This window comes from Variovorax sp. 05N34 (assembly GCF_056397405.1).
This window is the reverse complement of record NZ_JBFTNI010000001.1, coordinates 145,656-157,992: the sequence shown is the minus strand read 5'-3', so window position 1 is coordinate 157,992 and position 12,337 is coordinate 145,656. Positions and strand designations below refer to the sequence as shown.

Annotated in this window: 11 protein-coding genes; 9 read left to right on the top strand and 2 right to left on the bottom strand. The window is 65.8% G+C overall.

Translation table 11 applies throughout. The annotated features are described in order from the left end of the window. Positions 1-65 precede the first annotated feature (65 nt). Complete coding sequence (locus AC1DMA_RS00820; protein ID WP_478123359.1) at positions 66-1,595, top strand: helicase HerA-like domain-containing protein; 1,530 nt, start codon at positions 66-68, stop codon at positions 1,593-1,595. Between the two features lie 18 nt (positions 1,596-1,613). On the opposite strand, the gene AC1DMA_RS00815 is transcribed toward AC1DMA_RS00820, so the two are convergent. Next, a complete protein-coding gene (locus tag AC1DMA_RS00815) occupies positions 1,614-2,255 on the bottom strand; it encodes a DUF1109 domain-containing protein (RefSeq protein WP_478142945.1) in 642 nt (213 codons plus the stop codon). After that, positions 2,252-2,821: a sigma-70 family RNA polymerase sigma factor gene (locus AC1DMA_RS00810; RefSeq protein ID WP_478123361.1), complete on the bottom strand. Its 570-nt coding sequence runs from the start codon at positions 2,819-2,821 to the stop codon at positions 2,252-2,254. The genes AC1DMA_RS00815 and AC1DMA_RS00810 overlap by 4 nt, the downstream gene beginning before the upstream one ends. A 170-nt stretch (positions 2,822-2,991) precedes the next feature. Between AC1DMA_RS00810 and AC1DMA_RS00805 the strand changes: the two genes are divergently transcribed. The 8 genes from AC1DMA_RS00805 (at position 2,992) to AC1DMA_RS00770 (ending at position 12,336) form a co-directional block, all read left to right on the top strand. Beyond that, the gene (locus AC1DMA_RS00805; protein WP_478123362.1) at positions 2,992-4,296 is read left to right on the top strand and encodes a GTP cyclohydrolase II; all 1,305 of its coding nucleotides are present in this window, start codon (positions 2,992-2,994) and stop codon (positions 4,294-4,296) included. Positions 4,297-4,346: 50 nt separating this feature from the next. After that, complete coding sequence (locus AC1DMA_RS00800; protein WP_478143338.1) at positions 4,347-5,693, top strand: DUF1688 family protein; 1,347 nt, start codon at positions 4,347-4,349, stop codon at positions 5,691-5,693. A 44-nt stretch (positions 5,694-5,737) separates the two neighbouring features. Continuing rightward, entirely contained in the window at positions 5,738-6,367 is a 630-nt protein-coding gene (gene upp, locus AC1DMA_RS00795) for a uracil phosphoribosyltransferase (RefSeq protein WP_478123363.1), read from the top strand. A gap of 145 nt (positions 6,368-6,512) precedes the next feature. Next, positions 6,513-7,514, top strand: a complete 1,002-nt coding sequence (locus AC1DMA_RS00790) for a BMP family protein (protein ID WP_478142944.1) — start codon at positions 6,513-6,515, stop codon at positions 7,512-7,514. Between the two features lie 13 nt (positions 7,515-7,527). After that, positions 7,528-9,060, top strand: coding sequence for an ABC transporter ATP-binding protein (locus AC1DMA_RS00785; RefSeq protein WP_478143337.1), 1,533 nt, complete (start codon positions 7,528-7,530; stop codon positions 9,058-9,060). Beyond that, positions 9,057-10,118, top strand: a complete 1,062-nt coding sequence (locus AC1DMA_RS00780; RefSeq protein ID WP_478142943.1) for an ABC transporter permease — start codon at positions 9,057-9,059, stop codon at positions 10,116-10,118. The genes AC1DMA_RS00785 and AC1DMA_RS00780 overlap by 4 nt, the downstream gene beginning before the upstream one ends. Next, positions 10,115-11,038, top strand: a complete 924-nt coding sequence (locus AC1DMA_RS00775; RefSeq protein WP_478123367.1) for an ABC transporter permease — start codon at positions 10,115-10,117, stop codon at positions 11,036-11,038. Before AC1DMA_RS00780 ends, AC1DMA_RS00775 begins: the two co-directional genes overlap by 4 nt. Further along, positions 11,038-12,336 carry an amidohydrolase family protein gene (locus tag AC1DMA_RS00770; RefSeq protein WP_478142942.1) on the top strand — a complete coding sequence of 433 codons (1,299 nt, stop codon included), beginning with the start codon at positions 11,038-11,040 and terminating at the stop codon, positions 12,334-12,336. The genes AC1DMA_RS00775 and AC1DMA_RS00770 overlap by 1 nt, the downstream gene beginning before the upstream one ends. Position 12,337: the final 1 nt, after the last annotated feature.

The following is a 12,337-nucleotide window of genomic DNA, read 5'->3' as shown; positions in this document are numbered from 1 at the left end:
GGGCGGCAGATTATAGGAGTCCGGCTTCGCTAGACTGGCCGCCTGCCAACGACCGGACTCCCCCTATGGCCGACCCTCTTTTGATTGCCCGCCACGACGCCACCGAATGCAGCCTGCTGCCGGGGCTCACGAATCGACATGGCCTGATCACAGGCGCGACGGGGACCGGCAAGACCGTCACCCTGCAAACCATTGCCGAAAAGCTCTCCGGCATCGGCGTGCCGGTCTTCATGGCCGACGTGAAGGGCGACCTCACGGGCGTCAGTCAGAAAGGCGCCATTGGCAGCAAGATGGCCGCGTCGCTGAAGGAGCGCGGCATCGATGCGCCGACTCCCCTCGCCTGCCCCGTCACTCTCTGGGACGTTTTCGGTGAACAGGGGCATCCCGTGCGCGCCACCGTGTCGGACATGGGGCCGCTGTTGCTCGGCCGCATGCTCGACCTCAACGACACGCAATCGGGCGTACTGAACCTCGTGTTCAAGATCGCGGACGACAACGGACTGCTGCTGCTCGACCTGAAAGACTTGCGCGCAATGCTGCAGCACGTCGGCGAAAACGCCAGCCAATTCACCACGCAGTACGGCAACATCAGCGCCGCGAGCGTCGGCGCCATCCAGCGCGGCCTGCTGCAGATCGAAACCCAGGGCGGCGACAAGTTCTTCGGCGAGCCGATGCTCAACATTGCGGACTTCATGCAGACCGAAGGCGGCAAGGGCGTGGTCAACATCCTCGCTGCCGACAAGCTGATGAATTCGCCACGGCTGTACGCAACCTTTCTGCTGTGGTTGCTGTCGGAACTCTTCGAGCATCTTCCCGAAATCGGCGACCCCGACCAGCCCAAGCTGGTGTTCTTCTTCGACGAAGCCCACCTGCTCTTCAACGAAGCGCCCAAGGCGCTCATCGAACGCATCGAACTCGTGGTGCGACTGGTGCGGTCCAAAGGGGTGGGCGTGTTCTTCGTCACGCAGAACCCGCTGGACATTCCCGATTCCGTGCTCGCGCAGTTGGGCAATCGCGTGCAACACGCGTTGAGAGCATTCACGCCGCGCGACCAGAAGGCCGTCAAGGCAACGGCGACGACCATGCGGCAGAAGCCAGGACTGGACATCGAGAAGGCGATCACCGAACTGGCCGTTGGCGAAGCCTTGGTGAGCTTTCTGGACGAGAAGGGGCGTCCGTCGGTCACGGAGCGCGTGTTCGTGCTGCCTCCTGGCAGCCAGATCGGGCCCATCACGGCCGAGCAACGGCAGGCGCTGATCGCGAATTCGCTCGTGGCGGGTGTGTACGAGAAGACGGTGGATCGCGAATCGGCCTACGAAAAGCTCAAGGGCCGAGCGGAATCCGCGCCTGACGGAGCCAGCATTGCAGGCAAGGCGGGTGCCGCGGGGACGCAAGCATCCGCTGGCGCCGGCGGTGGCGTCATGGGCAGCCTCAACGAGATCCTTTTCGGCACCACCGGGCCGCGCGGCGGCAAGCATGACGGACTGGCGCAGACGATGGCCAAGTCGGCCGTGCGCACGATGGGGACGACCATGGGTCGCGAGATTCTGCGCGGCGTGCTCGGCGGGATCTTCGGGTCAAAGACGCGACGCTGAACCACTGGCCGGGGTGCATCACCAACGCAGCAGCCTCGGCCCCAGAAGTGCCCCGACGATCGCAGGCGAGGCGATCCCGAGCACATACCAAACCGCCAGGAACGGCGCCTCCAGTTCCTGGCAATGCAAGGCATACACGGCCGCGCCCGCCGCGCCGGCCATTGCGCCCGCAGCTGCGCCCGCCAATGCTGGATGGGTCGGCGCCATGCCTTTCAGCGCGGCCATCATCGCCACGAAGACCGGCAGCGAGATGAAGGCGATGTTCATCGTGCAAGTCCGCCAGGTCTGCCCCATGACCAGCGAATGCCGCTGCTCGGCGGGTACCGAAGCCAGGATCATCAACGCCATCGACCAGATGACGAGCACCGGCACCGCGAGCCCCAGCCACGCAAAGTGCACGCGCGCGCCCGGCCGGGCCAGCCGCTGCACGACCACGAAGCCGGCAATCACCATGCAGATCGGGAACGCCAGCCGCACCCAGAACATCGGCAGCGACATGACCTGCATCAGATCGCGCCGGAGCCCGAACACCAGGAGCATGCATGCCAGCGACAGCGACAGGCCCATCCACAGCGCCACCGAGAGCCGGTGCGAAGCCGTGCGAGGCCGCACTGGTGCAGCGCCTGTGGCGAGCATCGCGATGAGATCGTCCGTCTTCACTTCATTTCCTTGATCTTGAGCGCCAACGCCTTCAGTCCGCGATGCACGCCCACCTTGACTGCCGATTCGGACATGCCGGTCAGCTTTGCCGTCTCGGCCACCGAAAGGCCTTGGAGCTTGACGTGGACGATCGGCAGCCGATGCCGGTCCGGCAGCGTTTCGAGCAAGCCGGCGATGTCCCGGCGCGCGTCGGCGGCTTCAGTGGCCGACTCGGCGAAGACCGCCAGTTCGTCGTCCAACGGCTCGTGCAGCGCCTCGCGGCCGGCCTTGGCACGCAGCAGATCGATCATCTTGTAGCGCGCAATCGCATGCACCCAGGCGGTCAGCGGCTGGTCGCTCTGGTAGGTGTGGCGCTGGTTGTGCATGGCAAGAAGGCATTCCTGAACGAGGTCTTCAACTTCATCGGGCCAACCGTAGAGCCGCCTTCCGAGGAACGCGCGCAAATGCAAGCTGAGTTTCTGCAGGAACGCCCGGTAGGCCGCAGCGTCGCCGTCCAGCCCGCGCATCAGCAGGCCGTGCAGTTCCACCTCGGCCTCGCTCTTTGCCGACAAGCCCTCTTTGGTCATTCGTGCTTTCGGTTCAGTCGGTTACAGGCAGCGCGCAAAAAACAATTCCGGCGGATTGTGCCGCGAGCGCCATCAGCCGCCTGGCGAGCCGAGGCTTACGGCGAATGGCGTACGCCCCTGCTTGCCAGTTCTGAAAGCCGTCGATACATTGTGTTTTTTGAGGGCCCGCAATGTCTGTCGACACCGTTCCGACTCCTTCCACTCCGACCGTTTCCCCTGCCTCCCCCGAGCCCTCCTCAGCGCGCAAGCACATCCGGCTGACATCGCACGCCGGCCTCTCGGGTGCGCTGCCCATCCAATGGGGCGCAGCCACCGCAGTCGAGCGGGGCCCCGTCGTCGGCACCACCACCAAGCGCGCGCACCGCAACGTGATCGGCACGCACAGTGGCTCTTACAGCGTCTATCGGGCGCTGGCCGTGGCCGCAGGCGCGCTGTCGCCGCACCACAAGGCCGATCTGACGAACACCTCGCCGACGGACGTGATCGGCCCCTATCCGCAGTGGAGCGAACCGGGCCGGATCGTCTCGCTCGACCCCTGGGGCGCCGTGGTGGCCGACGCCTTCGCGACCGAACTCGCCGCGGGCTACGACATCCGCCCGACCATCGCGATCACCAAGGCGCACGTCATCCTGCCGGAGGTGATCGAGGCCCTGCAGAAGGGCCGCCTCAAGGCCGACGGCAAGTTCCTTACCGCCGGCGGCGCGGCCATGGTGACCAAGGCCGCCGTCGAGCCGGTGTGGTACCTGCCCGAAGTCGCAAAGCGCTTCGGCTGCTCCGAAACCGACCTGCGCCGCACGCTCTTCGAGGAAACGGGCGGCATGTACCCCGAGCTGGTGACGCGCTCCGACCTCGAAGTCTTCCTGCCGCCCATCGGCGGACAGACGCTCTACATCTTCGGCAACCCGCGCGACCTCGCGAACCCGGAGGTCGAACTGACCGCGCGCATCCACGACGAGTGCAACGGCTCGGACGTTTTCGGCTCCGACATCTGCACCTGCCGCCCCTACCTCACGCACGCGATCGAGGAATGCATTCAGGGCGCGCAACGCGGCGGCGTGGGACTGATTGCCTACTCGCGCAAGGAAGGCCGGGCGCTGGGCGAGGTGACCAAGTTCCTGGTCTACAACGCCCGCAAGCGGCAAGTCGGCGGCGACACTGCGGATCAGTATTTCGCGCGCACCGAATGCGTCGCCGGTGTGCAGGACATGCGCTTCCAGGAGCTGATGCCCGACGTATTCCACTGGCTCGGCATTCGCAAGATTCACCGCCTGGTGTCGATGAGCAACATGAAATTCGACGCGATCACCGGCTCGGGCATCGAGATCGGCACGCGCGTCAACATCCCCGACGAACTGATCCCGGCCGACGCGCGCGTGGAGATGGACGCCAAGATGGCGGCCGGCTACTTCACGCCGGGCGTGGTGCCGGACGCCGATGAACTCAAGAAGGCCAAGGGCCGCGGACTCGACCAATGAGCAGAGAAAATTACGGACTGGACCCTGATCGCGCAAGTGCGGACGCCGCCATGCGCACCGTCGACGCCGAAGGCAATGTGGACCCCGAGGCCGAGTTCGAGGACGACACGAGCCGCCCCGCCGGGGCGGTCGCCCATCTGCGCACGACCAAGGCCGTGCGCAGCCGCGCGGCGGCACTGCTTGCCAGGGCTCGCGCGGGCGACTCTCCGTGGTTCCTGATCGGCAACCACAACGTGCTCGAAGACACCGCGCGCACCGTCGCGGAAGTCACGCGCGACCGCTACCCGTGGAGCCCTATCCCTTATCACAGCCGATGGCGGCACTTCGAGGCGGGCGGCGTCGACCGCCTCAAGCTGCTGGACGACTTGCTGCGCGATTGCAACGCCAGCCAGCGCGCGCGGGCGCATATCGATCTGGTGGTGGTGAGCGTTTTGCTCGATGCGGGAGCCGGTCCCGACTGGCATTACATCGAACCAGCCAACGGCCAGCGCTTCACGCGTTCTGAAGGTCTCGCGATTGCCAGCTTTCATGCATTCACGAGTGGCTTGTTCTCGTCGAACCCCGATCACCCTTTGCAGGTCGATGCGGCCGGATTGCGCGCGCTGGTCACCGACCGGCTCGGCGACGCTTTCCAGGTGAATGCCGTCAACCCGCTGGTTGGTCTCGCGGGGCGGGCCACGCTTTTGCGCCGGCTCGGCGAAACGATGAGCGAACAACCCGAGTGGTTCGGCGATGACGGGCGGCCCGGCGGATTGTTCGACGCGCTGGTCGGCCCCTACGGCCCGGCCGCGCCGCCCACGGCCGAAATCTCGGCGCACGAAATCCTGACACTGCTGCTGGATTCGCTGTCGAGCATCTGGCCGTCATCGAACGCGTTGGACAGCATTGCGGCGGATGGCAGCCATGTGATCGGCACAGGCGATCCACGATTCGCACTCGGCGACTGCTGGCGCCACAGCGCGGTGCAAGGGCCGGGTCTGACGAATGGCTGGATGCCGTTCCACAAGCTGTCGCAATGGTTGACCTATTCGCTGCTCGAACCCTTCGAGTGGGCGGGCGTCAAGGTCCGGCATCTCGATCAACTGACCGCGCTGCCCGAATACCGCAACGGCGGCCTGCTGCTCGACAGCGGAATGATCGTTCCGCGCGAGCCCGCCTTTCTCGAGCGCGAATGGAAAGTCAGCGACGAGTTCATCGTCGAATGGCGCGCCTTGACGATCGCCCTGCTCGACGAGCTTGCGCCGCGCGTGTGCAAGGTGCTGGGCCGAAGCGAGCAGGACATGCCGCTCGCACGTGTGCTCGAAGGCGGCACATGGGCCGCTGGCCGCGTACTGGCACAACGCCTGCGCAACGGTGCGCCGCCCCTGCGCATCGAGAGCGACGGCACGGTCTTCTAGTCTGTCTAGACTTCTTCGGTTTTTCTCCTCCATCAACAATACCAATGAGCAACGTCCACCTCCTCGACCATCCTCTCGTCCAGCACAAACTCACGCTGATGCGCCGCAAGGAGGCGAGCACCAACAGCTTCCGCAGGCTTCTCAACGAGATCAGCATGCTGATGGCCTACGAAGTCACGCGCGACATGCCGATGCAGGACGTCGAGGTCGAAACGCCTCTGGAGACGATGCACGCCAAGGTCATCGACGGCAAGAAGGTCGTGCTGGTGTCGATCCTGCGGGCGGGCACAGGCATCCTGGACGGCATGCTGAGCGTCATCCCGGGTGCGCGCGTCGGCCACATCGGGCTCTACCGCGATCCGAAGACGCTGACCGCGGTCGAGTACTACTTCAAGATGCCCGGCGGCATGGAGGAACGCGATGCAATCGTGGTCGACCCGATGCTGGCGACCGGCAATTCGGCGGTCGCCGCGGTGGAACGGCTGAAGGAACTCAACCCGAAGTCCATCAAGTTCGTCTGCCTGCTGACCTGCCCCGAGGGCGTCAAGACCATGCAGGACGCGCATCCGGACGTGCCGATCTATACGGCGGCGGTCGATCGCGAACTCAACAGCCACGGGTACATCCTGCCGGGCCTGGGCGACGCCGGTGACCGTATCTTCGGCACGAAGTAGCGCTCGCCCCCAGGCTGCGCGCACTTCGTGTCGCTTCGCCTACCCCCTGCCGGGGGCAACACCGGCGGCCCGGCGGAGCCGGTTCCGCGGTATTTCGCGAATTGGGTTGTGGGTGGTTTGAGGATGTTTAACTGAGGAGAAGACTTTGAAATCACGCCGGCAGTTGGTTGTTCGTTCGGTCGCGCTTGCCGTTGCTTTGGCGGCGGGGGTGCCGGGGCTCGCGCTTGCACAGGCCAAGCTGAAAGTGGCGGCGGTCTACACCGTGCCGTTCGAACAGCAATGGGTGGGGCGTATCCACAAGGCGCTGAAGGCCGCCGAGGCTCGGGGGGAAATCGAATACACGGCGACGGAGAATGTCGCCAACGCCGACTACGAACGCGTGATGCGGGAGTACGCGACGGCGGGGAATCAGCTGATCCTCGGCGAGGTCTTCGGGGTCGAGGCGGCGGCGCGGAAGGTGGCGAAGGATTTTCCGAAGACGGCCTTTCTGATGGGGTCGTCGCTCAAGCCGCAGGCGCCGAATTTCGCGGTGTTTGACAACTACATCCAGGAGCCGGCCTATCTTTCCGGCATGGTCGCCGGGGGCATGACCAAGACGAACAAGATCGGCATGGTCGGCGGCTTCCCGATTCCGGAGGTCAATCGCCTGATGAACGCCTTCATGGCCGGGGCGAAGGAAGTGAATCCGAAGGTGGAGTTCAGCGTGAGCTTCATCAACAGCTGGTTCGACCCGCCCAAGGCCAAGGAAGCCGCTTTCGCCATGATCGACAAGGGCGCGGACGTGCTGTATGCCGAGCGCTTCGGAGTCAGCGACGCGGCCAAGGAAAAGGGCAAGCTCGCCATCGGCAACGTGATCAACACGCAGGACAAGTACCCCGACACGGTGGTCGCTTCGGCGCTGTGGAATTTCGAGCCTTCGGCCGATCGCGCGATCAAGCTGGTGAAGGAAGGCAAGTTCACCGCCGAGGACTACGGCCAGTATTCGATGATGAAGTACAAGGGCTCGGAGCTGGCGCCGCTCGGCACCTTCGACACCAAGGTGCCGGCCGATATCGTCGCGAAGGTCAAGGCCCGGCAGTCCGACATTCTTGGCGGCAAGTTCACTGTGAAGGTGGACGACAGCCAGCCCAAATCCACGGCAAAGTGAGACGCGCGGGAAGCTGTCGGTGACAGTCCTGTCCCTGCGCGGCATCACCAAGCGCTTCGGTGCGCTGGTGGCCAACGACGGCATTTCGCTCGACCTCCGGGCTGGAGAGGTGCTGGCATTGCTGGGCGAGAACGGCGCGGGCAAGTCGACGTTGATGTCCATCCTTTTCGGGCACTACGTGGCCGATGAAGGGAGCATCGAGGTGTTCGGCCGGCCGCTCGCTCCAGGTAATCCGAAGGTGGCGCTGGCTGCGGGCATCGGCATGGTGCATCAGCATTTCACGCTGGCTGACAACCTCAGCGTGCTCGACAACGTGCTGATGGGCACCGAGCCGCTGTGGCAGCCCTTCTCGCGGCGCAGCGCCGCACGTGCACGGCTGCTGGATGTAGCGCAGCGCTTCGGCCTCGCGGTCCAGCCGGACGCGATGGTGGGCAGTCTGTCGGTCGGCGAGCGGCAGCGGGTCGAGATCGTGAAGGCGCTCTACCGCGATGCGCGCATCCTGATCCTGGACGAGCCGACGGCGGTGCTCACGCCGCAGGAGAGCGAGGCGCTGTTTCATACGCTGGCGCAGATGGTGGCACAGGGGCTGTCGATCATCTTCATCAGCCACAAGCTCGCCGAAGTGTTGCGCGTGTCGCATCGCGTCGCGGTGCTGCGCGGTGGCAAGCGGGTGGCCGAGGCGCGCACCAGCGAGATCACGCAGGCGCAGCTCGCGCTGTGGATGGTCGGGCATGCGATCGAAGGCACGGTGCGACGTCCCGCCCAACGCGTCGGCGATGCTGTCTGCGTGCTCGACCGTGTCGGCACGGCCGGTGACGGACACGATCGCCTGCACGACGTGACGCTCACGCTGCGTGCCGGCGAAATCACTGCCATCGCGGGTGTCTCAGGCAACGGACAGGTGGCACTCGCAGAGCTCCTGAGCGGCACCCGACGAGCGACGGAAGGCACGGTCAAGCTGATGGGGCGCGTCCTGCCCGCCTCCCCTGCGCTGCTGGTGCATCGCGGTGTCGCGCGCATTCCTGAAGACCGGCACGGCATCGGCGTGCTGGGCGACCTGCCGGTGTGGGAAAACGCCGTGTCGGAACGGCTGCGCGGCCGCGCTTTCTCGCGCTGGCTCTGGGTCCGGCGCGCAGCCGCGAAGGCGCACGCACGCAAGGTCGAGAAGGCCTACGACGTGCGAGGCGGCGGACTCGATTCGCCTGCGCGGTCGCTGTCGGGCGGCAACATGCAGAAACTGATCCTGGGTCGTGCGTTGCTGGCGCCCGCCTCGGCCAGTGCGCAGAGCCGGGTCGCGCGACTCATCGTCGCGCACCAGCCCACCTGGGGGCTGGACATCGGCGCGGTCGCGTACGTGCAGCAGCAGTTGATCGCGGCGCGCGATGCCGGCGCTGCGGTGCTCCTGATTTCAGATGATCTCGACGAGGTGCTGACGCTCGGCGACCGCGTTGCGGTCATGCACGGCGGCCAGCTCGTTGAACCCCGCGCGGCATCGGACTGGACGCGCGAGGCGATCGGGCTGGCGATGGCCGGGACGCGGGCATGAGGCTCGAGCGACGCTCGGGAACTTCGCGCACGGCGCTGGTACTCGCACCCTTCGGCGCTGTGGCCTTCACCCTGCTGGTGAGCGCGCTGCTCGTCCTCTGGGCCGGCGCACCCGTCGGCCGTACGTATGCGCTGGTGCTTCAGGGCGGCTTCGGCTCGGTCTTCGCGTGGAGCGAGACACTGACCCGCGCCATTCCGTTGATCCTGACCGGGCTGGCGGCGACCGTGGCTTTCAAGGCGCGGCTTTTCAACATCGGCGCCGAGGGCCAGCTTTACGCGGGCGCGCTTGCCGCCGTCGCCGTGGGCGGCTTGCATGGCGGTACCGGATTCGATCTCCCGATCTGGCTGCTGTTTCCGCTGATGATGCTGGCCGCCGCTGTTGCGGGCGCCCTGCTGCTGCTCGGTCCGGCACTCATGAAGAACAAGCTGGGCGTCGACGAAGTCGTGACGACGCTGCTGATCAACTTCATCGTGGTGCTCGGCGTATCGGCCATGCTGGACGGGCCCATGAAGGACCCTAGCGCGATGGGCTGGCCGCAGAGCGTTTCACTGCAGCCGGATCTGGAGCTCGAAAAGCTGATCGCGCAGACGCGCGTTCATACCGGCCTGCTGTGGGCCGGCGCGCTGGCCGTGCTCGTCTGGGTGCTCTTCAAATACACGGTGATCGGCTTCGACATTCGCGCTGTGGGTGCGAACGCGCGGGCCGCCAAGTTCGCGGGCGTGCCGGTCACGCGCACGGTGGTGCTGGTCGCGCTGCTGTCCGGCGCGCTGGCCGGACTCGCGGGCGCAATCGAGGTGGCCGGCCGCACGAGCTATGTCACGCTCGACATGTCTCCGGGCTACGGCTACAGCGGCATCGTGATCGCGATGCTGGCCGGGCTGCATCCGCTGGGCGTGCTGGCGGCCGCGGTGTTCGTGGCGGGCATGCTGGTCGGTGCCGACACGATGAGCCGTGCGATCGGCGTGCCGACCTACATCGCGGATGTGATCGTTGCGGCGTCGCTGATCGCGGTGCTGGTTGCCACCTTGCTCACCCAATACCGCGTCCGCTGGAAATGAGCGACGTCGCCGATATCCTTTCGAACGCCGCCTTCTGGGTGGCGGTGCTGCGCATCGCCACGCCGCTGATTTTCGGCACGCTGGGCGTGCTGCTGTGCGAGCGCGCCGGGGTGCTGAACCTCGGCATCGAGGGCATCATGGTCGCGGGGGCCTTCGCAGGCTGGCTGGCGGTGTATGCGGGCGCGCCTCTGTGGGTAGGCGTTGGCGTGGCAGCGCTGACGGGCGCCGTATTCGGGCTGTTGCATGCGTTCCTCACCGTGGCGCTGGCCCTGTCGCAGCACGTTTCCGGGCTGGGCATCACGCTGCTGGCGACGGCGTTGAGCTACTACGGCTATCGGGTGAGCTTTCCGAAGGTCAACACGCCGCCCACGGTCACGCCGTTCGCGCCGATGGAATGGCTGCACATCCCGGTGCTTTCGGCGCAGACGCCGCTCACGCTGCTCGCGTTGCTGCTGGTGCCCGTCATTGGGTACATGCTCTATCGCACGCCCATGGGCCTGGCAGTGCGCATGGTCGGCGAGAATCCGCAGGCGGCCGAAGGCCAGGGTGTGTCGGTCGCGGCCACACGCACGGGCGCCATCGTCGCCGGATCGGCGCTGATGGGCGTAGCGGGGTCGTTCCTCACGCTGTCGGCGTTCAATGCGTTCTTCTTCAACATGATCAATGGTCGTGGTTGGATCTGCGTTGCGCTGGTGGTGTTCGCGTCCTGGCGGCCGGGCAAGGCGCTGCTTGGTGCGCTGCTTTTTGCGTTTTTCGATGCGCTTCAATTGCGGCTGCAGCAGTCGGGGGACGCCTTCCTGCCTTATCAGCTATATCTGATGCTTCCCTATCTGCTGTCGATCCTGGCGCTAGTGCTCGTGGCACGCAAGGCGAGTTATCCGCAAGCCCTGATGAAACCCTACCGAAAAGGAGAGCGCTGATGCTCGATCTCCTCATCCAGAACGCTGCCCTCCCTGACGGCCGGGCCGGCATGTCGATTGCCGTGCAGGACGGCCGAATCGCGGAAGTGACCGCTGGACTACAAGCACCCGCTGGCCAGACGATCGATGCAGAAGGCCTGCTCGTCGCGCCGCACTTCATCGACCCGCACTTTCACATGGACGCGACGCTCAGCTACGGCCTGCCGCGCATCAACGAAAGCGGCACGCTGCTCGAAGGCATCGCGCTATGGGGCGAACTCAAGCCGCTGCTGACGGCAGATGCTCTGATCGAGCGCTCCCTTGCCTACTGCGACTGGGCCGTTGCCAAGGGCCTGCTCGCCATTCGCACGCACGTGGACACCAGCGACCCGAGCCTGCTCGCCGTCGACGCGCTGCTCGAAGTCAAGCGACAGGTCGCGCCGTACCTTGATTTGCAATTGGTCGCCTTTCCCCAGGATGGCGTTCTGCGCACGCCCGGTGGCGTCGACAACCTGAAGCGTGCTCTCGACAAGGGGGTCGACGTGGTCGGCGGCATTCCGCACTTCGAACGCACCATGGCCGATGGCGCTGCCAGCGTGAAGCTGCTGTGCGAAATCGCAGCCGAGCGCGGCAATCTCGTCGACATGCATTGCGATGAGTCCGATGATCCGCTGTCGCGCCACATCGAGACGCTCGCATTCGAGGCACAACGGCTCGGGCTGCAAGGGCGGGTGACAGGCTCGCACTGCACCTCGATGCATTCGATGGACAACTACTACGTGAGCAAGCTGCTGCCGCTCATTGCCGAAAGCGGCGTCAGCGTGATCGCGAACCCGCTCATCAACATCACCTTGCAAGGCCGGCACGACACCTATCCAAAGCGCCGCGGCATGACGCGCGTGCCCGAGCTGATGGCCGCCGGCGTGAACGTGGCGTTCGGCCACGACTGCGTGATGGACCCGTGGTACGGCATGGGTTCGGGCGACATGCTCGAAGTGGCACACATGGGCCTGCACGTGGCGCAGATGACAAGCCAACGCGGCATTCGCCAGTGCTTCGACGCCGTCACCGTCAACGCCGCCAAGGTGCTTCATCTCGACGGCTACGGCCTGGAAGCGGGATGCGACGCGAGCTTCGTGCTGCTGCAGGCGCGCGACCCGATCGAGGCCATCCGTCTTCGAGCGACGCGCCTGAAGGTCTATCGCAAGGGCAAATTGCTGGCGGAGACGCCGCCCGCCACAGCGGCGCTGCACCTGCCCGGCCGCCGCCCCGCGACCGCCTGGATGCCCGAGTCGAGAAACCCCGCGGAACCGGCTTAGC

Excerpts from the sequence above, each read along its gene's own strand:
- AC1DMA_RS00820 (WP_478123359.1), top strand. The coding sequence starts at position 66 with ATGGCCGACCCTCTTTTGATTGCCCGCCACGACGCCACCGAATGCAGC.
- AC1DMA_RS00810 (WP_478123361.1), bottom strand. The coding sequence starts at position 2,821 with ATGACCAAAGAGGGCTTGTCGGCAAAGAGCGAGGCCGAGGTGGAACTG.
- AC1DMA_RS00805 (WP_478123362.1), top strand. The coding sequence starts at position 2,992 with ATGTCTGTCGACACCGTTCCGACTCCTTCCACTCCGACCGTTTCCCCT.
- AC1DMA_RS00800 (WP_478143338.1), top strand. The coding sequence starts at position 4,347 with ATGCGCACCGTCGACGCCGAAGGCAATGTGGACCCCGAGGCCGAGTTC.
- upp (WP_478123363.1), top strand. The coding sequence starts at position 5,738 with ATGAGCAACGTCCACCTCCTCGACCATCCTCTCGTCCAGCACAAACTC.
- AC1DMA_RS00780 (WP_478142943.1), top strand. The coding sequence starts at position 9,057 with ATGAGGCTCGAGCGACGCTCGGGAACTTCGCGCACGGCGCTGGTACTC.
- AC1DMA_RS00775 (WP_478123367.1), top strand. The coding sequence starts at position 10,115 with ATGAGCGACGTCGCCGATATCCTTTCGAACGCCGCCTTCTGGGTGGCG.
- AC1DMA_RS00770 (WP_478142942.1), top strand. The coding sequence starts at position 11,038 with ATGCTCGATCTCCTCATCCAGAACGCTGCCCTCCCTGACGGCCGGGCC.